General features: G+C 59.0%; 14 protein-coding genes. 8 read left to right on the top strand and 6 right to left on the bottom strand.

Annotated features, from left to right (window positions below):
• Window positions 1–128 precede the first annotated feature (128 nt).
• From C2E19_RS16425 to C2E19_RS16410, 4 genes are read left to right on the top strand one after another with little or no spacing between them, the layout of a single operon-like run.
• A complete protein-coding gene (locus C2E19_RS16425) occupies window positions 129–1,979 on the top strand; it encodes an extracellular solute-binding protein (protein ID WP_129394159.1) in 1,851 nt (616 codons plus the stop codon).
• Window positions 1,966–3,030, top strand: coding sequence for a microcin C ABC transporter permease YejB (locus tag C2E19_RS16420; RefSeq protein WP_129394158.1), 1,065 nt, complete (start codon window positions 1,966–1,968; stop codon window positions 3,028–3,030). Before C2E19_RS16425 ends, C2E19_RS16420 begins: the two co-directional genes overlap by 14 nt.
• Entirely contained in the window at window positions 3,030–4,052 is a 1,023-nt protein-coding gene (locus C2E19_RS16415; protein WP_129394157.1) for an ABC transporter permease, read from the top strand. Before C2E19_RS16420 ends, C2E19_RS16415 begins: the two co-directional genes overlap by 1 nt.
• Window position 4,053: 1 nt before the next feature.
• Complete coding sequence (locus C2E19_RS16410; RefSeq protein ID WP_129394156.1) at window positions 4,054–5,628, top strand: ABC transporter ATP-binding protein; 1,575 nt, start codon at window positions 4,054–4,056, stop codon at window positions 5,626–5,628.
• A 149-nt stretch (window positions 5,629–5,777) separates the two neighbouring features.
• Here C2E19_RS16410 and C2E19_RS16405 read toward each other — a convergent pair whose 3' ends face one another.
• Together C2E19_RS16405 and C2E19_RS16400 are read right to left on the bottom strand one after the other, a co-directional pair.
• Window positions 5,778–6,095, bottom strand: coding sequence for an SCP2 sterol-binding domain-containing protein (locus C2E19_RS16405; RefSeq protein WP_053120860.1), 318 nt, complete (start codon window positions 6,093–6,095; stop codon window positions 5,778–5,780).
• A 64-nt stretch (window positions 6,096–6,159) separates the two neighbouring features.
• Window positions 6,160–6,870, bottom strand: coding sequence for a histidine phosphatase family protein (locus C2E19_RS16400; RefSeq protein ID WP_129394155.1), 711 nt, complete (start codon window positions 6,868–6,870; stop codon window positions 6,160–6,162).
• A 206-nt stretch (window positions 6,871–7,076) separates the two neighbouring features.
• Here C2E19_RS16400 and sohB point away from each other — a divergent pair, with 206 nt between their 5' ends.
• Window positions 7,077–8,108, top strand: coding sequence for a protease SohB (sohB, locus tag C2E19_RS16395; RefSeq protein ID WP_129394154.1), 1,032 nt, complete (start codon window positions 7,077–7,079; stop codon window positions 8,106–8,108).
• Between the two features lie 66 nt (window positions 8,109–8,174).
• Here sohB and C2E19_RS16390 read toward each other — a convergent pair whose 3' ends face one another.
• Both C2E19_RS16390 and C2E19_RS16385 read right to left on the bottom strand, forming a co-directional pair.
• Window positions 8,175–8,669 (bottom strand): DUF934 domain-containing protein, encoded by a 495-nt coding sequence (locus C2E19_RS16390; RefSeq protein WP_129394153.1) that lies wholly within the window; start codon window positions 8,667–8,669, stop codon window positions 8,175–8,177.
• A complete protein-coding gene (locus C2E19_RS16385) occupies window positions 8,653–10,311 on the bottom strand; it encodes a nitrite/sulfite reductase (protein WP_129394152.1) in 1,659 nt (552 codons plus the stop codon). The genes C2E19_RS16390 and C2E19_RS16385 overlap by 17 nt, the downstream gene beginning before the upstream one ends.
• Window positions 10,312–10,836: 525 nt before the next feature.
• On the opposite strand from C2E19_RS16385, the gene C2E19_RS16380 reads away from it, so the two are divergent.
• Window positions 10,837–11,910, top strand: coding sequence for an ABC transporter substrate-binding protein (locus tag C2E19_RS16380; protein ID WP_129394151.1), 1,074 nt, complete (start codon window positions 10,837–10,839; stop codon window positions 11,908–11,910).
• A 6-nt stretch (window positions 11,911–11,916) separates the two neighbouring features.
• Here the strand turns inward: C2E19_RS16380 and C2E19_RS16375 are convergent, their stop codons facing one another.
• A complete protein-coding gene (locus C2E19_RS16375) occupies window positions 11,917–12,135 on the bottom strand; it encodes a DUF2970 domain-containing protein (RefSeq protein ID WP_129394150.1) in 219 nt (72 codons plus the stop codon).
• Window positions 12,136–12,314: 179 nt separating this feature from the next.
• Between C2E19_RS16375 and C2E19_RS16370 the strand changes: the two genes are divergently transcribed.
• Window positions 12,315–19,373 carry an NEL-type E3 ubiquitin ligase domain-containing protein gene (locus tag C2E19_RS16370; RefSeq protein ID WP_129394149.1) on the top strand — a complete coding sequence of 2,353 codons (7,059 nt, stop codon included), beginning with the start codon at window positions 12,315–12,317 and terminating at the stop codon, window positions 19,371–19,373.
• Between the two features lie 57 nt (window positions 19,374–19,430).
• On the opposite strand, the gene metH is transcribed toward C2E19_RS16370, so the two are convergent.
• Window positions 19,431–23,141, bottom strand: coding sequence for a methionine synthase (gene metH / locus C2E19_RS16365; RefSeq protein WP_129394148.1), 3,711 nt, complete (start codon window positions 23,139–23,141; stop codon window positions 19,431–19,433).
• Between the two features lie 154 nt (window positions 23,142–23,295).
• Between metH and C2E19_RS16360 the strand changes: the two genes are divergently transcribed.
• Window positions 23,296–25,590: a fatty acid cis/trans isomerase gene (locus C2E19_RS16360; RefSeq protein WP_129394147.1), complete on the top strand. Its 2,295-nt coding sequence runs from the start codon at window positions 23,296–23,298 to the stop codon at window positions 25,588–25,590.
• Window positions 25,591–25,621 lie beyond the last annotated feature (31 nt).

Below are 25,621 nucleotides of genomic sequence, written 5' to 3'. Positions count from 1 at the left end.
TCAAGAGCAACAGATCGCAGCCTGCGGCAGCTCCTGCAGGGGCACGGTTGGCCTGCTGAAAAATTTCTGGTGACTGATCGGACGCCTTCGCGGGCCAGTAACAGCACCACGTAAAAAGGATCTGCCAAATGTTCGCCAGACACCCCATTCTGAGCCTTTGCCTGCTGTTCAGCCCAATGGCATGGGCGGCGCCGCAACCGTTCCTGACGGTTTACGGCGAAAGCCCAAAATACGCCGCTGACTTCCAGCACCTCGCCTATGCCAACCCCGACGCACCCAAGGGCGGCAGCCTGCGCCGCTCCTCACTGGAAAGCGGCCCCTTCGATCACCTGATTCCCTACACCGACAAAGGCACCGGCGTTGCCGACATTGACGGTTGGCTTTACGCGCCGTTGGCCTATCGCAGCAAGGACGAGCCTTACAGCGTCTACGGTCTGGTCGCGCAGCAGATGGAGCTTGATCCCGATCGCCGCTGGTTGCGTTTCTACCTGAACCCCAACGCACGTTTCGACGACGGCACACCGATCACCGCTGAAGACGTGCGTTACACCTTCGAATTGTTCACCAGCCAAGGCAGCCTCAAGTACCGCCAGCAATTTCGCGATGTCGCAGAAGTAGTCGTCGAGTCGCCGACGCAAGTGCGCTTCAACTTCAAGAACAATGACAGCCGTACCTTGCCCCTGGACCTGGCGACATTACCGGTGCTGCCCGAACATTGGTGGCGCAGCCGCAACTTCGCGGAGGGTGCAGGTTTCGAGATTCCGCCAGGCAGCGGCCCCTATCGAGTCAGCGCCGTGGATACCGGGCGCAGCGTCAAATTTCAACGGGTACAGGACTGGTGGGCCAAGGATCTGCCGATCACTCGTGGGCTGTACAATTTCGAACAGTTGAGTGTGGAGTTTTTCGCCGATACCGACGTTTCGCGTCAGGTGCTGAAGGCTGGCGGCTTCGATTACAACCGCGAATTCTCGGCCACCAGTTACACCATCGGCTATGCCGGCGCGGCGCTGGAACAAGGCAAACTGCTGCGTGAACATCTGGCGCCGGGGGCGGCGCAAGGTGCACAGGGTTTCGTCTTCAATTTGCAGAAAGCGCAATTTCAGGATCGTCGCGTACGCCAGGCGATCGCCATGCTCTGGGATTTCGAATGGAGCAACCGGCAGATGATGCGCAGCATGTACCTGCGCCAGCGCAGCTATTTCTCTCACAGCGCCTTGTCGGCCACCGAGTTGCCCGACGCCGAAGAGCTGAAAATCCTTGAACCGTTGCGCGGACAAATACCGGAAGAGGTGTTCACGCAAGTGTTTCAGGCGCCGAAAACCGACGGCAGCGGCAACGTTCGCGCCGAACAATTGCAGGCGCTGAAGTTACTGGAAGCGGCGGGTTGGACGCCGCGCGGCGATCAATTGGTCAATGCTGCCGGTGAACCGCTGCACTTCACCTTCCTCAACGGCCAGAAGGGTTTCGAACGGCTGCTGTTGCCGTTCAAGCGCAACCTTGCGCAGATCGGCATCGGCTTCGATATCCGCCAGGTCGACACCGCGCAATACACCAACCGCGTACGTAACCGCGACTACGACATGATCGTCGCCGGTTACCCGGTGAGTCAGGCGCCGGGGCGCGAGATGTTCAATTATTTCGGTGCTGACGGCGCCGCTGATCCGGGTTCGAACAACTACATGGTCTTGCGGGATCCGGCGGTCGACGCGCTGCTCGAAGGACTGGCGCAAGCCGACAGTCGCGAGAGCCTGCTGCGTCACGCGCGTGCTCTGGATCGGGTGTTGCAGTGGGGTTATTACTGGGTTCCCAATTATTACCCGCCGGGTATTTCCACGGTCTGGTGGAACCGGTTCGGCCGCCCGAAAACTGCGCCGCTGTATGACGCCGGTCTCGACACCTGGTGGGAAATCAGCCCCAACGCATTGACCCACGCGCAGATGCAGCAACAGCCAAAGGAGTACGCCCATGTGGGGTTATAGCCTGCGGCGTCTGCTGCTGATCGTGCCAACCCTGCTCGCCATTTTGCTGGTCAACTTCGTCATCGTCCAGGCTGCACCCGGAGGCCCGGTGGAACAGGCCATCGCGCGTTTGCAGGGCATCGGCGTCGGTGCGGCAGTGGGCGCCAGCCATGTCGAGACGATCGGTGGCGAATCCCGTGCGACGCGCGGGCTGGACCCGAAACTGGTGGCGGACATCGAGCGTCAGTACGGCTTCGACAAACCTGCCAGCGAACGCCTGTGGCTGATGCTCAAGAGCTATGCGCAACTGGATTTCGGCCAGAGTTTCTTTCGCGGCGCCAGCGTCACCGAACTGATCTGGCAAAAACTCCCTGTGACCTTGTCGCTGGGGTTGTGGGCGACGCTGATCACTTATCTGGTGTCGATTCCGCTGGGCATTCGCAAAGCGCTGCACAACGGTTCGGCGTTCGATGTCTGGAGCAGCGCGGCAATCATCATCGGTTACGCCATGCCGGGGTTTCTGTTCGCGCTGTTGCTGATTGTGGTGTTTGCCGGCGGCACTGCGCTGGACTGGTTTCCGGTGCGCGGGCTGATCTCGGAAAACTTCGCCGAGCTGTCGCTGTGGGGCAAGGTCGCCGACTATTTCTGGCACCTGGTGCTACCGGTGACGGCGTTGGTGATCGGCGGTTTCGCCACGCTGACGATCCTCACCAAGAACAGTTTTCTCAATGAGATTTCACGGCTGTACGTGGTAACGGCGCGCGCCAAAGGCTTGAGTGAGCGGCAGGTGCTGTACGGCCATGTGTTTCGCAACGCCATGTTGCTGGTGGTCGCCGGGTTACCGCAGGCGCTGGTGACGGTGTTTTTTGGCGGCTCACTGCTGATCGAAGTGATCTTCTCCCTCGATGGCCTCGGCCGCCTCAGCTATGAAGCGGCGGTGTCACGCGATTACCCGGTGGTATTCGGCTCACTGTTCATCTTCACCTTGTTCGGCCTCTTGATAAAACTGCTCGGCGACCTCTGTTACACGCTGGTCGACCCGCGTATCGACTTCACCGCGAGGGCTGCCTGATGCTGACGTTATCTCCAATCGGCCAGCGCCGTTGGGCGCGTTTCAAAGCTCATCGGCGCGGCTGGTGGTCGCTGTGGCTGTTCCTCGCACTGTTCGGCCTGAGCCTCGGCGGCGAGCTGATCGCCAATGACAAACCGTTGCTGGTCACGTATCAGGGCGAATGGTTCTTCCCGGCATTCAAGCGTTACACCGAAGAGGATTTCGGCGGAGAACTGCCGTTCCAGCCGGATTACCGCAGTGCACAAGTACGCGATCTGATCGAGAGGCAGGGCGGGCGCTTGTGGTTTGCGCCGATCCCGTTCGCGTTCGATACGGTGAATTACGACCTGACGGAACCGGCGCCGAGTCCACCGACCGGCGAAAACTGGCTGGGCACTGACGATCAGGCGCGAGATGTCCTGGCGCGGGTGATTTTCGGCGCGCGGGTGTCGCTGCTATTTGCGCTGGCGCTGACTGCGGTGAGCGCGTTGATCGGTATTGCCGCCGGGGCTTTGCAAGGCTATTACGGCGGCTGGATCGACCTGCTCGGTCAGCGTTTGCTGGAGGTCTGGTCGGGGCTGCCGGTCCTGTATCTGCTGATCATTCTGTCCGGGTTCGTCGAACCGAATTTCTGGTGGCTGCTGGGGATCATGGCGTTGTTTTCCTGGCTGAGTCTGGTCGACGTGGTGCGTGCCGAGTTTTTGCGCAGTCGTGGCCTGGAGTACGTGAAAGCTGCGCGCGCCCTGGGCGTTGGCGATGTGCAGGTGATCGTCCGGCACATTCTGCCCAACGCCATGAGTGCGACCCTGACGTATCTGCCGTTCATTCTGACGGGCGCGATTGCGACCCTGTCCGCGCTGGATTTTCTCGGTTTCGGCATGCCCGCCGGCAGTGCTTCGCTGGGCGAACTGATCGGCCAGGGCAAAAACAACCTGCAAGCACCCTGGTTGGGGCTGACCGCGTTTTTCGTCCTGGCGTTGATCCTTTCCCTGCTGGTATTCATCGGCGAAGCCTGCCGCGATGCGTTTGATCCGAGGACTTGATATGCATGAACATCTGATCGAAATACGCGACTTGCGGGTAGCGTTCAATGGCCAGCCCGTGGTGCGCGGCATCGACCTCGACATTCGCCCCGGTGAGTGCCTCGCGCTGGTGGGTGAGTCCGGCTCCGGCAAGTCGGTGACCGCGCATAGCATCTTGCAGTTGCTCGACCCGAACATCAGCCAAATCGACGGGAGCATCCGTTATGCCGGCGAAGAACTGCTTGGCGTGCACCCGCGCTATCTGCGGCAACTGCGCGGCAACCGCATTGCGATGATTTTTCAGGAGCCGATGAGCTCTCTGAATCCCTTGCACACGATCGAGCGGCAACTGGGCGAAAGCCTTGTTTTGCACAAAGGGCTGGCGGGTGCGGCGGCGCGCAAACGCATTGTCGAACTACTGGAGCTGGTCGGCATTCAACGTCCGCGTGAGCGGCGCAAGGCCTATCCGCACCAACTTTCAGGTGGCCAGCGTCAACGGGTGATGATTGCCATGGCGCTGGCCTGCGAGCCGCAATTGTTGATCGCTGACGAACCGACCACGGCGCTGGACGTCACCGTACAACGCAAGATTCTGCTGCTGCTCAAGGAACTACAGGAGCGCCTGGGCATGGCGTTGCTGATCATCAGCCATGACCTGAATCTGGTGCGCAACATCGCCCAGCGCGTGGCCGTGATGCGCGCCGGGTTGATCGTTGAACAGGCGTCCTGCGAGCAATTGTTCAGTGCGCCGCAACATCCTTACAGCATCGAACTGCTCAATGCCGAACCGGGTGGGGAGGCGTTGTGTCGCGATGCTGCGGAGGATTTGCTTGAGGTGCGCGACCTCAAGGTGCACTTTCGTCTGAGCGGTGGCTGGTTGCGAGCCAAGTCGTATCTGAAAGCCGTCAACGGCATTGATCTGAACCTGCAGCGCGGGAAGACCCTCGGCATCGTCGGTGAGTCCGGCTCCGGCAAGTCCACGCTGGGGCAGGCGATCCTGCGTTTGATCGATGCCGAGGGCAGCATTCGCTTTCAGGGCGAGGCACTCGAGCAACTCAGCGGCAGGCAGCTACGACCTTTGCGCAAACGTCTGCAAGTGGTGTTTCAGGATCCTTTCGGCAGCCTCAGCCCGCGCCTGTGCGTGGAGCAGATCATCGCCGAGGGCTTGCAGGTGCACAGCGATCTCAACGCTCGCGAGCGCGAGCAGGCAGTGATCGATGTGTTGCGTGAGGTGGGCCTCGACCCGGCAACGCGGCATCGCTATCCGCATGAATTTTCCGGTGGCCAGCGCCAACGTATCGCGATTGCCCGGGCGCTGATCCTCAAGCCGGATCTGATCTTGCTGGATGAGCCGACGTCGGCGCTGGATCGCACGGTGCAGAAACAGATTGTCACGCTGCTGCGGCGCTTGCAGGCGGAGCATGGCCTTACGTATCTGTTCATCAGCCATGATCTGGCGGTCGTGCGCGCGCTGGCGCATGACTTGATTGTGATGAAAGATGGCGAAGTGCTGGAGCGGGGGGAAACTTCGCAGTTGTTCCATTCGGCGCAACATCCGTATACCCGCGAATTGCTCGCAGCGTCCTTCAGCGGTTGATCCTGTAGGAGCTGCGGCACGCTGCGATCTTTTGATCCTGTTTGCAAATATCAGGATCAAAAGATCGCAGCGTGCCGCAGCTCCTACATGGGCTGAAACGCAAAATCCCGCCACAGGGGCGGGATTTTTTGTGTCACTGAACAGCGCTATTACGCTGGGAACAGCTCGGACAGTTTCATCGACAACATCATGTCGCCTTCAACGCGCAGCTTGCCGCCCATGAAAGCCTGCATGCCGTCGGTTTCGCCGCTGACGATACCTTTCAGGGTTTCGCTGTCCAGCACCAGCGTGCAGTTGGCGTCCGGGTTTTCACCTTCCTGGATGTCGCAAGTGCCGTCTTTGACGATCAGCGAGTACTGCTTGTCTTCGTCGGTGATGTTGAAACCGAAGACCAGATCCAGACCGGCAGCAGCGGCTGGGTTGAACTTGGCTTGCATTGCTTTTACGGCATCAGCTACGGAGGTCATGGTTCGATCCTTTCTTGGGTAATAGGAGCTGAGTGATTACAGCAAGGGTCACAGTTATCCGGACTCAGCGAAAAGTGATGAGTTCCGGAGCCTTCAGCAGCTGCAGGTGTGCATGACTGTTGAAGGAAGCCAGAGCCACCTCGCGACCGCGGAACTTCAGCTGGTTGAGCGAGGTGTTGACGATTTGCCAATTCAATTCAAAAGCCTGTTTGGCAGGCATTTGGGTAATCAGGTGGAGCAGGGCGGTGATAGTGCCGCCGGAAGTAAACACGGCGATTTTCTGTTTATCGCCGGCCTGTTCAAGAATTCGCTGCAGCCCGGCCTGGACGCGTTCGACGAAGCCCAGCCAGCTTTCAAGGCCCGGCGTGTCGTAGGTGCCGGCCAGCCAGCGCTCGATGATCAGCGCAAAAATGCGCTGGAACTCGGCACGGTTTTGCGCGGCATTGCGCAGAACATCGAGGGCTTCCGGTTCGTCTTCCAGCATGGCCGGGAGCAAGGCGCGGATCACCGCGTCGGCGTCGAATTCGTTGAATGCGCAATCGGTTTCGAGAATTGGAACCGGCAGGCCCTTGGCAGTGAATTGCTCCAGTGCGCTGGTAGCGGTGTGTTGCTGGCGACGCAGGTCACCTGCAAGGCAGCGATCGAAGCGGATGCCCAGTTCAGCGAGGTGCTGACCGAGTACTTCTGCCTGGCGCACACCAGTCGGCGACAGGACGTCATAGTCGTCTGCACCAAAGGAGGCCTGGCCATGTCGAATCAAATAGATGCTGCCCACGTCCGCGTCATCCCGGTACGTTGAAGGTTTGGCGAGGTTATGAGGATGCCGCCGAGCTGTCAATGAAAAAACATACGCTTGTTTGAAATGCCCGTTACAGGGGTGTTGCCAGAGGTTTCACGGCTGGCCGACGGGCCGGCGCATGGGTATGCTGGACTTATCCCGAGCGTGTGTTTTGCACTCGCGCATTGTTTTAAGGAGTCGCTGTGGAGTTTTTCACCGAGTACGCCAGTTTTCTGGCCAAGACCGTCACCCTGGTGATCGCCATTCTGGTGGTGCTCGCCAGTTTTGCCGCATTGCGCAGCAAAGGCCGGCGCAAGTCGGCGGGGCAGTTGCAGGTCAGCAAGCTCAATGATTTCTACAAAGGCCTGCGTGAGCGGCTGGAGCAGACCTTGCTCGACAAGGACCAGCTCAAGGCTTTGCGCAAAGGCCAGGCGAAAACCGAAAAGAGCGAGAAAAAGCAGAAGAACAAACCCGAGGTCAAATCGCGGGTGTTTGTGCTGGATTTCGACGGTGACATCAAGGCCTCGGCTACCGAGAGCCTGCGTCACGAAATCACTGCACTGCTGACCCTCGCCACCCCGAAAGACGAAGTCGTGCTGCGTCTCGAAAGCGGCGGCGGTATGGTCCACAGCTACGGCCTGGCGTCATCGCAATTGGCGCGGATCCGTGAAGCCGGCGTGCCGTTGACGGTCTGCATCGACAAGGTCGCGGCCAGCGGCGGCTACATGATGGCCTGCATCGGTGAGAAGATCATCAGTGCGCCGTTTGCGATTCTCGGCTCGATCGGCGTCGTTGCGCAGTTGCCCAACGTCAACCGCCTGCTGAAAAAACACGACATCGATTTTGAAGTGCTGACCGCCGGTGAATACAAGCGCACCCTGACCGTATTTGGCGAAAACACCGAGAAAGGTCGCGAGAAGTTCCAGGAAGACCTGGACATCACCCATCAACTGTTCAAGAACTTCGTCGCGCGTTACCGGCCACAACTGGCGATCGATGACGTCGCTACCGGTGAAGTCTGGCTCGGCGTCGCGGCGCTCGACAAGCAACTGGTGGACGAGCTCAAGACCAGTGACGAGTACCTCGCAGACCGGGCGAAGAAGGCCGAGGTCTATCACTTGCACTATGCCGAGCGCAAAAGCCTGCAGGAGCGCATCGGCATGGCCGCCAGCGGTTCTGTCGACCGCGTGCTGCTGAGCTGGTGGAGCCGTTTGACCCAGCAACGTTTCTGGTAAACCGCAGGCATAAAAAAACGCCGGTCAAATGACCGGCGTTTTTTTGTATCGCGTAAACCTGCGGGCTTAGCGGCGACGGAACAGCGGCAGCGGTTCGTCAGTGGCAGCCTGATAGGTCACCGAGAAATCCTTCAGACCTTCCAGGGCTTCGTACGGGTCTTTATCCGGGCGCACGGCAAAGGCATCAAAACCGCAGCGATGCATGTAGAACAGCTGATCGCGCAGCACATCGCCAATCGCCCGCAGCTCGCCTTTGAAACCATAACGGTCGCGCAGCAGGCGAGCATTGGAGTAGTTGCGACCGTCGGTGAACGCCGGGAAATTCAGCGCGATCACCTGAAACTCAGCCACGTCTTCACCGATTTCTTCGGCTTCTTCGTCGGCGTCCAGCCAGATACCCAGGCCACCGTCGCGAGCCTTGAGCATGCGGCTGTGTTCGCGCCACAACTGCAGTGGAACGATCAAGTCGTCACAGTTGCTGATCTCGTCGATGTTGAAATCCTTTGGCAGCAAGTGCCAGGTTTCGTCGACAACCGCGTTGTTCTTAATGATTCGCTGCATAGACGCGTTCCTTGAAGAGGTCGATGCCAATACGCTGATAAGTGTCGATGAAGCGCTCGTCTTCGGTACGTTGTTCAACGTACACGTCGATCAGCTTCGAGATCACGTCAGGCATGACTTCCTGGGCGAAGGACGGGCCGAGGATCTTGCCCAGGCTGGCGTCACGGCTGGCACTGCCGCCGAGGGAAACCTGGTAGAACTCTTCGCCTTTCTTGTCCACCCCGAGGATGCCGATGTGGCCGACGTGGTGGTGGCCGCAAGCGTTCATGCAACCGGAGATGTTCAGGTCGAGCTCGCCGATGTCGAACAGGTAGTCGAGATCGTCGAAACGGCGCTGGATCGATTCGGCGATCGGAATCGACTTCGCGTTGGCCAGCGAGCAGAAGTCTCCGCCAGGGCAGCAGATGATGTCGGTCAGCAGGCCGATGTTCGGCGTGGCGAAACCACCTTCACGCAACTCGCCCCACAAGGTGAACAGTTGGCTTTGCTCGACGTCGGCCAGAATGATGTTCTGCTCGTGCGAGGTGCGCAGTTGACCGAAGCTGTAGCGGTCGGCCAGATCGGCAACGGCATCCAGCTGCTTGTCGGTGATATCGCCCGGAGCAACGCCGGTCGGTTTCAGCGACAGAGTCACGGCAACATAGCCCGGCTTCTTGTGTGCCAGAGTATTACGGGTGCGCCAGCGAGCGAAACCCGGGTGCTCTTTGTCCAGATCGGCCAGTTGCACGGTCTGGTTGTCCAGCGCCTTGTAGTCCGGATCGACGAAATGCTTGGCCACACGCTGCAGTTCGGCCTCGGTCAGTGTGGTCTGGCCACCGCGCAGGTGCTCCATTTCCGCATCGACTTTCTGCGCAAACACTTCTGGCGTGAGTGCCTTGACGAGGATCTTGATCCGCGCCTTGTATTTGTTGTCGCGACGACCGTAGCGGTTGTAGACCCGCAGGATGGCGTCGAGGTAGCTCAACAGATCCTGCCAGGGCAGGAACTCATTGATGAACGCACCCACCACCGGCGTACGACCGAGGCCGCCGCCGACCAGCACGCGGAAACCCAGTTCGCCAGCGGCGTTGTGCACCGGCTCGAGGCCGATGTCGTGGACTTCGATAGCGGCACGGTCAGCGGTCGAACCGTTGACGGCGATCTTGAATTTGCGCGGCAGGTAGGCGAATTCCGGGTGGAACGTGGTCCACTGACGGACGATTTCGCACCATGGGCGCGGATCGATCACTTCGTCGGCGGCAACACCGGCGAACTGGTCAGTGGTGACGTTGCGCAGGCAGTTGCCGCTGGTCTGGATCGCGTGCATCTGCACGGTCGCCAGTTCAGCCAGAATGTCCGGGATGTCTTCCACCGCCGGCCAGTTGAACTGCACGTTCTGCCGCGTACTGATGTGGGCGTAGCCCTTGTCGTAGTCGCGGGCAATCTTGGCCATCATGCGCATCTGACGCGAAGTCAGCTGGCCGTAAGGCACCGCCACACGCAACATCGGCGCAAAGCGCTGGATGTAGAGGCCATTTTGCAGGCGCAGGGGGCGGAATTCTTCTTCGCTCAGCTCACCTGCCAGATAGCGTCGGGTCTGATCACGGAACTGCTTGACGCGGTCCTCGATGATCCGCTGATCGTACTCGTCATATACGTACATATAAGTCCTGTTCTCAGGCTTGGGCCATTCGGATTAGCACTGCGTTTTCGCTTGCCGGAGTCCGATTGTGCCTCTGCAATTCTGCGCGCACGGCCGCGCACTCCCTAGAGGAGCCGGGGGCAATATACCCGTTTGCAGTTATGCGCAAAAGTGATGTTTGAGTATATGTAAAGAACCAAATCGCCTAACGAGAATGGCTGTCAACTAACCCACATTTGTCGTGCGGACAATCATCGTCTTAACTGTGGTCGAGTCTTTCTGCAATCACCGATAAAACCGATAAGAGGCGATGCAATGAGCAATCCGACCAAGGCAAGAAAAAGCGATAGCAGTGTCGATGCATGGGCCATTTTGTTCCTGATCATTCTGGTTGTAGGAACAGCGGTATTCTGGGTCAGTCATCAGTAAACGACCCATCCGGGCCCGCGTCCGACGATTGTCGGACAAAAAACGGGATCAAGCGTCAATAGCCGGTTGATCGATGGCTATAATGCGCGGCCATATTTCCTTGGGCCCGGATGCTTCATGTTCAAGTTTCTCCATATCGGACTTCTCGTGTTCGGCGCAGCCTTCGGCATCAGCGCGCGGGCGGAATCGGTGCTGTTCCTCAATCCGGGCTCGACCGAAGAAGCGTTCTGGATCAGTTATTCGCAGTTCATGCAGTCGGCCGCGCGTAATCTGGGCATCGATCTGCAGATCCTCTATTCCCAGCGCCAGCCTGAACTCACCCTGGCCCAGGCCAGAATCGCCTTGCAGGGCCCCAGTCGCCCCGATTACCTGGTGTTCGTCAACGAGCAGTACATCGCGCCGCAGATTCTGCGTCTGGCGCAGGGCAGCGGCGTGAAGCTGTTCATGGTCAACGCGGCATTGACGCCCAATCAGCAAGCGCTGTTGGGTGAGCGTGCGGACCGCATCGGCAGCCTGGTGCCGAATGACGAGGAGGGCGGCTATATGATGATGAAGGAGCTGATTCGTCTGCACCCTCCCATAGCCAGCGACCGGCAGATCGAAGTGCTGGCGTTTTCCGGTCTGAAAATTACACCGTCGGCGCAGTTGCGTGAGCACGGCATGCAACGTGCCTTGGCCGAACATCCGCAGGTGCGCCTGCGGCAACTGGTTTACAGCGGCTGGACTCAGCAACGCGCCTATGAGCAGGCCAGACAACTGGTCAAGCGTTATCCCGAGGTTTCGCTGGTGTGGTCGGCCAACGATGAAATGGCCTTCGGTGCCATGCGCGCTTTTGCCGAGGCCGGCAAAAGCCCCGGCAAAGATGTGCTGTTCAGCGCAGTCAACACCTCACCCGCCGCGTTGCAGGCTGTCGTCGATGGGCGATTGAGTGCGCTGGTGGGTGGCCATTTCACCTTGGGAGGCTGGGCGTTGGTCGAGCTGCATGACCATGAACTTGGTGTCGACCTCGATCAGTACGGCGGTCGTGACCGGCAGATTCCATTACTGCAATTGGTCGACAAGGCCCACGCCCGACAAATGCTCGCCATGGGCAAGTCGCCGCACTACGGCGTGAATTTCCGCCAACTATCGGCCAAGGGCCGCCCGGCCTCGTATCGCTATCCGTTCGACCTGCAAACCCTGATGCACTGAAGGGCTTCAGACCCCGGCGAAATGCAGCACCACTTTGACGATGACCAACAGCGTCAAGGCAAATACCGCCGTGAACAGAATGCCCAGAATCACGAAATGGCTGGGTTTGCCATGGGTGAAATCCCTCGCCCGGTTTTTCCCGCTCTGCACCCCGAACGCCGCGGCCATGACGCTGTGCAGCATCTGCCAGAAGCTGGGTGGCTTGTTGTCGACTGGATCGTCCATAAATCCCCCGTCTGCGTGTGTGTGCCAGACAGCATAGTCAATTCAACGAAGAGTGCCCTTGCCGTGCGCTGCTCAGCTGAAGCGATTGGTAACAACTCATCGCCGATGCGATAACTATGTACCGCAGTTCGCCCCGGCAGGAATGGTGTCCTGTCGTTCCACTTTTCAGGAGCGACAGAATGTCCATTCATCCCCCGACGCTGCCCGCAGCAGCGCAGTCTTCCAATCCTCCGTTGAGCGTCGATACACAGACGCAGGCCAGCGCCAGTCTTCACGGCAAGCGTATCGAGCAGATGGTCCCCGATTGGTTGATCGACGCCAGCCCCGAGCGCCGCGCTCATATTAAAAACGCCGGCACGCAATTACCCGACTGGTATCAGCAGCTGTCTGTCGAGCAACGGCGCGACTTGCAAACGCACGCCACCGAAGGCTTTCTTGCACAGTCGCGGCTGGACAAGAGCATGGCAGCGCTTGAAAGCATTGAGGTTTTTGCCGAGGCTCAACTGGTAAAGGCGCTTAAAAACCAATTCAACGTTGAACTCGACGTCAATAAAACCCTGCTATGCCTCAGGCGCCCTCTGCAAGTCAGCGTGCTGGAAATCGAAGTGTCGACCTTCGAAGTGCTGAAGCTGCCCATGCTGCAAGCAGCTCTGCATAACTTCGAAGAGGCGGAGTGTGAAGAGGGCGCTTTTCATCGCGAATCCGGATTTATCGTTGCGGCATCGACCCCTGATACGTTCCAGGCGGTAACAGTCGGTATTACCGTCAACCAGTTTCTGTTGCTCTGTCGAACGCTGGATATCGGCGCTCTCTATCAGGCGCGTGTGAAAGCGTTCTTGCAATCGACCAACGTGTTGCGGGAACGCTTTATCGACACTCAAAAAGCCGCGATGCGCGCGGCGGCCGAGCTGGCGCTACTGAAGAAGGACATCGACCTCGACGACTACCGGATGATCCTGTCAGTCGTAAATGGCGAAGTCCATCCACACCTGGGCGACAAGCCCGTGTGGTTTCGCGACCTCAGTCTGATGAAACGCAGGATGACTGGCTGCGTGGTGTTCAGCATCAACGAAAAGTATCGCTACACCAACGATTTCATCGTCTACATCCCCCATGATCCGGAGCATCCGCTCAAACGCTACACCTCAGCGCAGATGCGCGAGGTCTTCAAACGCAAGTTCACTGCGCAGGATGCTTTGCCATCTCGTGAACCGGCAACGGCCTATCAGCGTTTTTTCAGTCAGTTCTTCGCTTATGCCGACCGTCCTTATTACTTCAGTCAATTCACTCGATCTGCGGCGGATGCACCGACAGACCCGTTGCGTTCGATCTGGGTGAAAGTTGTCCAGATGATCCCGCCGATCTCTGTGCTCACGCGAATCAAGGAGCTGCCGCCCGAACAGCAGGGCAAGCGTGAACCGGAGGATGATCCTTATCTCGATCCGTTCGGTATGGTACGCAATGGCGTTGCAGGTATTTGGGCCGCCAATACCGATCTGTGGCAGTACTTGTATGAACAGCATTGCGACAAACTCATCGCCGATGCCCGCGCCCGCGCGGTACCGACGGCGGATGTCGACGCGAACGTGCGGGCGAAACGGCTCAATCACTTGCTGGAATTCGGCATGCTGGCGTTGAACATGGTGTCGATGTTCGTGCCGGTGTTGGGCGAGATCATGATGACGGTGATGGCAGGTCAGTTGCTGTACGAGTCGTTTGAGGGCGCTATCGAATGGACTGAAGGCGATCGCCAGGCCGCCAAGGAACACTTGGTCGATGTTGCAGAGAACCTCGCGCTGATCGGAGTAATGGCGGGTGTAGGCAAAGGGCTGGGCAGGCTGAGTGCGGCCAAACCTGTACCGGTGATCGAAAAGGCCGAGCCGATCGAGCGACTCGACGGTAAGCCTTGCTTGTGGACTCCCGATCTTGCTCCTTATGAAAGCACTGTCGGACCGTCGTCCGCGTCTGTCCCTGATGCACAAGGCCTGCATCGGCTGAACGGCAAGACTTACATACGCCTGCAGGGCAAGGTGTATCAAACGCTTTTTGACGAGCAACTGAAGCAATGGCGCATTATTCATCCAACCGACGCGTCAGCCTATCGGCCGATCCTCGAACACAACCGGCTGGGTGCCTGGCGGCACACGTTGGAGCGGCCGGTAACCTGGGATCGATTGACGCTGCTACGGCGCATCGGACATAGCACCGATGCCTTTACCGATGAGCAATTGCTCAGCATCGCCGATCTCAGCGGCGTCAGTGATGACGCTCTGCGCCAGATGCATCTGGACCATTCGCCTGCACCTCTGGCATTGGCCGATACACTGCGCCTGTTCGAAGCTGATCAGGCCGTGAGCCGGGTCATCGAGAATGTTGAGGGCGGTTCCGCCGTCGATGAAGCTTTCCTGCTGACATTGCCCTTGCTGCCGCAAATGCCTCGATGGCCAGCCGGACGCGTGCTTGAGGTTTTCGATGGCCCGGGTTTGTCCGGCGCAAGCGTCAAGCATGGTGAAGTGTCACTTTTACCGGATGGCAGGATCAAAGCGCCGATTCAGATCGCTCGCGCCGACGTTCTGAGTGCCGACATGCCCGCCGTACTCCTTGACGCGCTGGATGAGGCGGAAATAATCCGCTTGCTGGGGCCTGAAGCTGCCCGCGTCCGCGACACCCGGCCCGCCGAGTTCCGAGCGCAGTTGGCGGATTTCCTGAAAACCCGCCAACCGACAATGTTCGAGCAGTTTTATGCCGAACCGGAATTGCAGGATCCACGGATTGCCAGACTGCAAAAAGCCACGCCCGGACTCGGCAGTGCTGCAGCCATCAGGGTGTGCTTGCAAGCCAATGCCGAGGAACTTGCCCGACTGCAGACGGGGGGGCGGCTGCCGCTGAGGTTGCTTGAAGAGTCGCGCGGCTATGCGCAACGCAGACGCTTCGATCATGCAATCGCCGGTTTACACATGGAGAACCTCGCGTCATCCGAAAGCCAGTGGCTGGCCTTGCGCGTGCTGGAACGACTGCCTGACTGGTCAGACGATGTGCGGCTGGAAGTGCGCGAGGGCAGCACTCACGGGCCGTTGATCGATAGTGTCGGCAGCGAAAACGCGCAGCATCTGAAATATGTGGTCAAGCAGGGGCCTTCCTATCAGGCCTTCAACGACCAGGCAGAGGAACTCAATGGCATTCCTCGGCAGGGCGATAATTTTTTTGCCTCTTTGATGCATGCTTTGCCCGACAAGTCCCGTCAGGCCATCGGGCTTCCCGATGTCAGCCAGAGTGCTTCCCTGCGTCGGCTGGTGATTGACCACGTCCATCAACATCGCGCTGAATTTGGCCGGTTGGCTGACAAGCGACATGGCGTCAGCAAGCGCTTCAAACCGGCATTGCGGGTGCCCGGTCATGGCCTCGGTTATTACGCCAGTGGACGCGGGCAGGGCGTCAATCCACTGCTGGTGCCACGGGTGCAGAATGTTTATCCAGCCCTGACTGATCAGCAGGCGGGCGGCTTCATTCTTCAGCAGTTGGCGGCGGGAAAGAATGACACGCAAATCTACGAACTACTGCAAAGGCGCATGCGCGAATGGCAGGAGCTCGAGTCGGTACTGACCGAATGGGAGGGCGAATCGGCGCCGGAGCTGTCGCTGCAATCGATGATCGGGGGCAAGTCGAGTGTTGTGCGCAATATCAAAGAGAGTTGGCGTAACTCCCCGCTGGCGCAGGTCCATCCGCGTTTTGCACAGCTGGATTTGATCTGTGACGAGGCGTTACCCGCATTGACGGCGGATTTTTCACACGTGCGTGAGTTGAATGTTCGCGGCCGCTGCATCACCGATGCAAACGCCGACTCACTGCTCGGCATTTTCCCGCGTCTGGAAAAGCTGCGTATCAATGCGACGGGCGAAACGTTCAGCAACGTACCGTCAGTCTTGCAGGAGATGCCGGCCCTGACCAGTCTGACGCTGTATAGCGCTATCCCGTTTGCCGCTGACATGCCTGCACGGTTGGGCATGCTGATCCGGATCGAAGAACTGACAGTGTGTTCTTCGAGTTATCAGCCGATTGCCTTCGACTTCAGCCACCTGCAAAAGCTGCGCAAACTGGAGATCGTTGCCTACTCCTTGCTCGACTGGCCGACTGGGGTGCTTGAATTGCCGGATCTCGAACGACTGAGTCTCAAGGATACCGGGATCAGTAACCTGCCTGAGGGGTTGCTCGAAGGGCACGAAAAGTTGTGGTCCGGATTGTCACTTGACTGGTCGAGATTCTCCCGCGAAAACTTCAAGCTTGCCTACGAACACGCCAAGACACTGCCCGCGCACCTCGTTGATCAGGAGGCGATGGTCAGGGATTACTGCAAAGGCGAGTTGCGGCGTCTGGGCGAAGGCCTGAGCCAGGCGCCGCAAGGCATCTTCGATCGTTTCTTTGAGCATTGGCCAGATGCACAGCAGCGCTACGCCGCAATCGAAGCCCTGAGCGAGCAGTTTGCGACTCTGGACAAGCAACTTGTCGAGTGGCTGCAAAAGGGCATGGCCTCTCAGGAAACACTCAGGGAAATAATCGGCCGATCCAACGCCATCCATGCCATCAGAACCAGTTGGCGCAAAGGGCTTTTCAAACGCTACGGCTCGACGGTTTCTGCCTCGACCCTGGATTTGTCGGGGTTGATGCTGAGCGAGCTACCAAAATTGCCTGCCGATGCCTTCTCTCATGTGCGTACCTTGCTCCTGCTGGGGCAGCGAGTCGATGCCTTGCAACTGCGCGACTTCGTCGGTGCCTTTCAAGAAGTACAAACGCTCGACCTGAGTGACAACGCCCTGCATGCGTTGCCGTTTGAACCGGGTAGCCTGGCAAGGCTGAACCGCTTGGATCTCTCCGACAATCTGTTGACTGACAGCTCCCGATTGCAGCTGGGCCTGGAGGCATTGCCGGCTCTTGAACACCTGGATTTGCGTAACAACCCTTTAACCGGATTGAACGTTGGTGGCCTGCTGCGTTTGAAAGCGCTCAATTTACGGAACGCCGATATGCAAACGTGGCCTGCGGGCGCTGAAAATCTGGCCCAATTGTCATGGGTGGATTTACGTAATAACAAAATCACTACGCTGCCACAGACGTTACTGGACAGCCACGCGCTGATTCACAGCAATCTGACCGGTAATCCTTTGGATACAGCAACGGCAGCTACTTTGCGTGCCACGCAACAGCGGATCGAGTTTGAAATCGGCTTGCCCGAGGGGGCGCTGCAAGCCTTTGCCGATGAACCGGTTCCGCTGACGTTTCCACCATCGGAGAGCGGTCTTTCGATTGCCAGACAATTGCTGCCACTTCCGCAAGCGGCGGCAGGCGAAGGTGAGGCGTTGATGATCAACAGTCTTCAACGTATGCAACCGGCCTTCAGTGCCGAGCAAGCATTGCAGTTGATTGAGCAGATGCGCGTTAGCGGCGCGACGAGTGCTGAAATAGCTGATCGGATCGGCGCATGGAACCAGACTTTTGAAACACTGGTGCGCCAACTCAATGGCTGGCTGTTCACCCGCGAAACCCGCGGAACGGACTGGGTGATCTCTTCGCAAACCCGCAGTCTGGCGGCCTGGCGCATGCTCACCTGTTGGCGGGCAAGGTTGCACGCGATGGAGGGTGCGACGCAAACCGTGCTGGATCTGAACGGTCTGCAACTGGGCGATATCCCGGCGTTGCCGGAAGATTTCGCGCATGTCGGAACCCTCAACCTGACAGGTACGCGGCTGAGCGCTGGAGGCGCCAGCGGTTTTCTCGGTGCCTTTACTCAGTTACGGATTCTGGAACTTGGCTGCAATGAACTGGAGGCTGTTCCTCCATCTATCCGCAACATGTCTGCGCTTGAGCGACTGGGCCTTTCGAGTAACCGTTTCTACGATCCCGAACTCTTGTACGAATCCCTCTCCGGACTTGAACACCTGACCTGGCTGGATGTGAGTTACAACAGCCTCGAGTCGTTCGACGTCAATTATTTCGGGCAACTGGAAGCCCTCGATTTGCGCAACAACAATCTGTACGCATGGCCAGAAGGTGCGTTGCAGGCGGAGCATCTGCGCATGTTGAATCTGAGCCGTAACGACATCACCACGTTGCCCGAAGATGCACTTGATGGTACCCACGAGCAATTGATGAACGGTACCGACTTGACCGACAACTACAACTTGTCCGAAGAAAGCCTCGAGCGGCTCAGGGCGTACCAGGCGGAGGGTGAGCGCCATCGGGTACTGGGTTTCTCACGCGCCGATCTTGAAGAGATGGCTGACGACGCCAACGGCGGCTTGACCGAAACCTCTGACAGCATTGAATCTGACGAAATCGTGCCGATCGATCCGTCGCAGGCGCAATACAAGGCTCCATGGCTCGCCAATCTGGCTCCTGAACAATCCGCGGCGCGGGACGCGCTGTGGGAGCAGCTGGCTGCCGAACCGGACAGCGCGGCGTTTTTTCATCTGCTCGAGCGATTGCAGGACACTCGTGAATTCAGAGTGGCTAACGCAGACCTGACGCGACGGGTATGGACTGTCATGGACGCGGCCGCAGCTGATACCGAGCTCAGGGAAGTGGTGTTCGCCGGCGCTACCACCCACGGTACCTGCGTCGACGGGCGAATCCTGACCTTCAGCGGACTCGAAGCCAAGGTGTTCATCCATAACGCGTTGCTTGATCTGCCGACAGATCGGTCAGGCGCAAAAGGTGAAGTATTGTTGAGTCTGTCGCGGCGACTGTTTCGCCTGGACAAGGTCGACGAACTGGCGAAAGCGGCGGCAGCACGTAGCGGTTTCGATGAAGCCGAGATGCGCCTGGGTTATCGAATCGGTTTGACCGCTGGCTGGGAGGATGGCCTGGAGTTGCCGGGGCAACCGAAAAACATGACCTATGCGTCCGGGGTCAGCCCGCAAAAACTGCTAGAGGCGCGAGCAGAAGTCAGCAATGCCGAGCGCTCCGACAAGTTTCTGGAAGATCTGATTCAGCGCGATTACTGGGTGGAATACCTTCAGGAAAAGTACCCCGAGGACTTCAGGTCAATGGAGGAGTCGGACTTGCTTGAGGACGGCGAAGATGACGGCCTGAGCGCCGACGATCCAGAGTACTTGAACCGGTTGTTCGACCGTACGGCCAAACGCAACGTGAAGATGATCGAGCTTTCGCAGCAAGAGATCGATGCAATCAATGCTGCAAAAACACCTGTTGCCGGCTCTTCAGCTCCTCTGCTCAACACATAAAACAGCAATCACAGTTGCCGGCACCGGTTAAACCGGCGTCGGCAATAACCCGTGTGATCAGTTGTCGTAGCCGAGGTTCGGTGCCAGCCAGCGCTCGGTTACGCTCAGCTCCTGGCCTTTGCGCGAGGTGTAGCTTTGCACTTGATCCTTGTCGACCTTGCCCACGGCGAAGTACTGCGCTTGCGGGTGGGCGAAGTACCAGCCACTGACCGCAGCTGCCGGGAACATCGCGTAGTGTTCGGTGAGGAACACGCCGCTGCGTCCGGCGCGCATTTCTTCAGCTTCCGGGTCGAGCAGCGCAAACAACGCAGCTTTCTCGGTGTGATCCGGGCAGGCCGGATATCCCGGAGCAGGGCGGATGCCGCTGTATTGCTCTTTGATCAGCGCTTCGTTGTCGAGGGTTTCGTCCTTGGCATAACCCCAGTGCTCTTTACGCACTTGCTGGTGCAGCCATTCGGCGCAAGCCTCGGCCAGACGGTCGGCGAGGGCTTTGACCATGATCGAGTTGTAATCGTCGCCAGCGTCCTGATAGGCCTTGGCCACCTCTTCGGCGCCGATGCCGGCGGTGGTGATGAAACCACCGACGTAGTCGGTCACTTCGCTGTCCTTCGGCGCCACAAAGTCGGCAAGGGAGAAGTTCGGCTTGCCGTCGGTCTTGATGATCTGCTGGCGCAGATGATGCAGTTTGGCCAATGGCTGGCCCTCATCGCCGTACAGCTCGATATCGTCGTCATGCACCTGGTTGGCCGGCCAGAAGCCAAACACCGCACGGGCGCTGATCAGCTTCTCGTCGATCAGCTTGGCGAGCATCTCTTGCGCGTCTTTGTACAGCGATGTAGCGGCCTCACCGACCACTTCGTCTTCGAGGATGCGCGGGAACTTGCCGGCCAGGTCCCAGGAGATGAAGAACGGTGTCCAGTCGATGTATTCGGCCAGGACTTTGAGGTCGATGTTGTCGAGCACCTTGCTGCCGGTGAAGGTCGGCTTGACCGGCTGATAAGTCGCCCAGTCGAACTGCGGCTTCTTGGCGATGGCGGCGGCATAGCTCAGGCGTTCGGTGCGGGCACTGCGGTTGGCGGTACGTTCACGTACTTCAACGTATTCGGCGCGGGTTCTTTCGACGAAACCGGCCTTCAGTTCCTTGGACAGCAATTGCGTCGCCACGCCGACCGCACGCGAGGCATCGGTCACGTAAACCACCGCATCGTTGCTGTACTTCGGTTCGATCTTCACCGCCGTGTGCGCTTTGGAGGTGGTGGCGCCACCGATCATCAGCGGCAGATGGAAATCCTGGCGCTGCATCTCGCGAGCGACATGGACCATCTCGTCCAGCGAAGGCGTGATCAGACCGGACAAACCGATGATGTCGCACTTCTGCTCTTTGGCCACCTGCAGGATCTTCTCTGCCGGCACCATCACGCCGAGGTCGACGATGTCGTAGCCATTGCAACCGAGGACCACGCCAACAATGTTCTTGCCGATGTCGTGCACGTCACCCTTAACGGTGGCCATGAGGATCTTGCCCTTGGCTTCCGGTTTGTCGCCTTTTTCCAGTTCGATGAACGGGATCAGGTGCGCCACGGCCTGCTTCATCACACGGGCGGATTTCACCACCTGTGGCAGGAACATTTTACCGGCGCCAAACAGGTCGCCGACGATGTTCATGCCGGACATCAACGGGCCTTCGATCACTTCGATCGGGCGCGCGAACGACTGGCGCGACTCTTCGGTGTCTTCAACGATGTGCGTGGTGATGCCTTTGACCAGCGCGTGCTCGAGGCGCTTGTTGACCTCCCAGCTGCGCCACTCTTCGGTCTCGGCTTCCTTGACGCTGCCGTCGCCCTTGTATTTGTCGGCAATGGCGAGGAGGGCGTCAGTGCCGTTTGGCGTGCGGTTGAGCACCACGTCTTCAACGGCGTCGCGCAACTCGACCGGGATCTGGTCGTAGATCTCCAGCTGACCGGCGTTGACGATGCCCATGGTCAGGCCGTTGCGGATCGCGTACAGCAGGAACACCGAGTGAATGGCTTCACGCACCGGGTTGTTGCCACGGAACGAGAACGACACGTTGGACACGCCGCCCGACGTCAGCGCATACGGCAGCTCATCGCGGATGTAGGCACAGGCGTTGATGAAGTCCACAGCGTAGTTGTTGTGTTCTTCGATACCGGTGGCAACCGCGAAGATGTTCGGGTCGAAGATGATGTCTTCCGGCGGGAAGCCGACTTCGTTGACCAGAATGTCGTAGGAGCGTTTGCAGATTTCTTTCTTGCGCGCTTCGGTGTCGGCCTGACCGGCTTCGTCGAACGCCATTACCACCACGGCGGCACCATAGCGCTTGCACAGTTTGGCGTGATGGATGAACTGCTCGACGCCTTCTTTCATGCTGATCGAGTTGACGATGCCCTTGCCCTGAATGCACTTCAGGCCGGCTTCGATGACTTCCCATTTCGACGAGTCGATCATGATCGGTACGCGGGAGATGTCCGGCTCACCGGCGATCAGATTGAGGAAGGTCACCATGGCCTTCTTCGAATCGAGCATCCCTTCGTCCATGTTGATGTCGATCACTTGCGCGCCGGCCTCGACCTGCTGCAGGGCGACTTCCAGCGCTTCGGTGTAATTGTCTTCACGGATCAGCCGCGCGAATTTCGCCGAGCCGGTAATGTTGGTGCGCTCGCCGACGTTAACGAACAGCGAGCTGCGATCGATGGTGAACGGCTCCAGACCCGAGAGGCGGCAGGCCTTGGGAATGTCCGGAATCTGCCGCGGAGCATAACCGGCGACGGCTTTGGCGATGGCTTCGATGTGCCCCGGCGTGGTACCGCAGCAGCCGCCGACGATGTTGAGGAAGCCGCTCTGGGCAAATTCTTCGATGACCTTGGCGGTTTCCGACGGCAGTTCGTCGTACTCGCCGAACTCGTTCGGCAGGCCGGCGTTCGGGTGCGCGGAAACGTGGGTGCTGGCCTTGTTCGACAGCTCTTCCAGATACGGACGCAATTCGCTGGCGCCGAGCGCGCAGTTGAGGCCGACCGAGATCGGTTTGGCGTGCGCGACGGAGTTCCAGAATGCTTCAGTGGTCTGGCCCGACAGGGTGCGGCCGGAGGCATCGGTGATGGTGCCGGAAATCATGATCGGCAGTTCGATGTGCAACTCTTCGAACACGCCTTGCACGGCGAAGATCGCCGCTTTGGCGTTGAGGGTGTCGAAAATGGTTTCGATCAGGATCAGGTCGGCGCCGCCCTCGATCAGGCCTTTGGTGGCTTCGGTGTAGTTTTCCACCAGCTCATCAAAGGTGACGTTGCGGTAGCCCGGGTTGTTGACGTCCGGCGACAGCGAGCAGGTACGGCTGGTCGGGCCGAGCACGCCAGCGACGAAGCGCGGTTTTTCCGGGTTTTCAGCTGTCTTGGCGTCGGCAATCTTGCGCGCCAGGCGTGCGCCTTCTACGTTTAACTCGTAGGCCAGTTCTTCCATGCCGTAGTCGGCCATGGAAATGCGCGTGGCGTTGAAGGTGTTGGTTTCCAGAATGTCGGCGCCGGCATCCAGGTAGGCTTTCTCGATGCCACCGATCACATCGGGACGGGTGATCACCAACAGGTCGTTGTTGCCCTTGACGTCACTTGGCCAGTCAGCGAAGCGTTTGCCGCGATAATCCTGCTCTTCGAGCTTGTAGCTCTGGATCATCGTGCCCATACCGCCGTCGAGTATCAGGATGCGCTCTTTGAGAGCTTGCTTGAGAGCTTGAAGGCGGACGCTGCGATCGGACATTTGGACTACTCGGAAAGACCATTACGAAGGAGCGGGATCATAACAAACCTGTGCGCTTTTAGAGCATGTGGCGCTTTTGCATGAATATCGCTCATGTTGGTGCGAGCGTCATACTGTAGAATCGCGGCGTTTTTACAGGATCGGGATCACCGGCATGTCGTACCGCGTCATCAGCATTGTCTTGCTGTTTTTAAGCTGGGGCGCCGTTGCGCAAGAGCCCGTGATCTCTCCTGCCATTTCGTATAGCCGTGATATCCAGCCGATCTTTACCGAGAAATGCGTGGCCTGCCATGCGTGCTATGACTCCGCCTGCCAGCTCAACCTGGGCAGTGGCGAGGGCGCGGCCCGGGGCGCCAGCAAGATGCCGGTGTATGACGGCGAGCGTACGCAGGCGGCGCCGACCACCCGGCTGTTCTACGACGCCTTCGGCAAACGTGCCTGGCAGCAAAAAGACTTCTATTCGGTACTCGACGCGCAGGGCAGTCAGGCGGCGCTGATGGCGCGCATGCTCGAACTCGGGCACAAGACGCCTTTGACGCCGAACGCCAAGTTGCCGGAAGACATCGTGCTGGGTCTGAACCGCGAAAACATGTGCGCGCTGCCCGCCGAGTTTGAAGGCTATGCCGGTGCCCATCCGAAAGAAGGCATGCCGCTGGCGGTGACTGGGCTGACCGATCAGCAATATCAGACTTTGCAACGCTGGCTTGCCTCCGGCGCGCCGATTGACGAGCAAGGCCTGGTGCCAAATGCGCAAGAAGCACTGCAAATCGCCCAGTGGGAAAACCTGCTCAACATGCCCGGCGCTCGTGGCAGTCTGGTCGGGCGCTGGCTGTACGAACACTGGTTCCTCGCGCACATCTATTTCAAGGACGGCGAGCCGGGGCATTTCTTCCAGTGGGTGCGTTCGCGTACACCAAGCGGCCAGCCGATCGACCTGATCGCCACCCGTCGCCCGAACGACGATCCGGGCACCCAGGTGTATTACCGCTTGTGGCCGGTGCAAGGGGTGATCGTGCATAAAACCCACATCACCTATCCGCTGAGCGCGGCGAAGATGGCACGGGTCAAAAGCCTGTTTTACAGCGGCAATTGGCAGGTCAATGCCTTGCCGGGTTATGGCCCGAATAGCCGCGCCAACCCGTTCGCCACCTTCGAGGCGATCCCGGCGCAGGCGCGGTACCAGTTCATGCTCGATAACGCCGAGTACTTCGTCCGCACCTTTATTCGCGGGCCGGTATGCCGTGGGCAGATCGCGACTGACGTAATCCGCGACAACTTCTGGGCGCTGTTCCAGGCGCCGGAACACGATCTTTATATCACCGACCCGAACTATCGCGGCCAGGCCACGCCGTTGCTGGCGATGCCGGGGCAGAACGACGATGTCGGCAGCGTGCTGACCCTGTGGCACAACTACCGCGACAAACGTAATGAATACGAAGCGCTGCGCCGCGACAGTTACGCCGATCAACCGGCGCCGAGCTGGTCGACGCTGTGGGCCGGCAATGACAACGCGCTGCTGAGCATTTTCCGCCACTTCGACAGCGCTTCGGTGACCAAGGGTTTGATCGGCGAAGTGCCGCAGACGATGTGGCTGTTCGACTATCCGTTGCTTGAGCGGACGTATTATCAGTTGGCGGTCAACTTCGATGTATTCGGCAACGTTTCCCATCAGGCGCAGACCCGCCTGTACTTCGACCTGATCCGCAACGGTGCCGAGCAGAACTTCCTGCGCCTGATGCCCGCCGATTCGCGTGAGGATTACCTCGACGATTGGTACCAGAGCAGCGGCCAGTTCAAGATGTGGCTCGATTACGAATCCATCGACGACGACAAGCCGAGCGCGCTGAAGCTTGACGAGAAAGACCCGAAATACGACTTCGCCATGCAGCTGTTGTCGCGTTATGGCGACCTCAATGCGCGACCGGATCCGATCAACCGCTGCGCTGGCGCCTATTGCTCGCGGCCGAATATCGCCCCGGCGCTGCAAAACGCCGAGCAGGCGCTGAGCCGACTGACCTCGCGCCCGGCGGCGGGGCTGAAAGTGATCGATCAACTGCCGGAAGCGACCATGCTGCGCATCGAGACCGCCGATGGCAAACGCGAGGTGTACAGCCTGTTGCGCAACCGCGCGCACAGCAACGTCGCGTTTCTTACCGGCGAATCGCTGCGTTATCAGCCAGGGCTGGACACGTTGACCATTTACCCGGGCGTGCTCAGCAGCTACCCGAATTTCATTTTCAACATTCCGGCCGATCAGGTGCCTGCGTTCGTCGATGCGATGGAGAACGCCAAGGACGCCAACCGTTTCGAGAAAATCGTCGAGCGTTGGGGGATTCGTCGCAGCCATCCGCAGTTCTGGTTCTATTTCCATGACCTGAGCCAGTACCTGCACGAAACCGACCCGGTGGAAGAGGGTGTGCTGGACATGAACCGCTACGAGAATCTTTGATCTTTTGCCACCCACCCGCTGTCCCACCTAT

The organism is Pseudomonas sp. DTU12.3 (assembly GCF_004124275.1).
GTDB lineage: Bacteria > Pseudomonadota > Gammaproteobacteria > Pseudomonadales > Pseudomonadaceae > Aquipseudomonas > Aquipseudomonas helmanticensis.
This window is presented reverse-complemented; position numbering and strand designations above follow the sequence as displayed.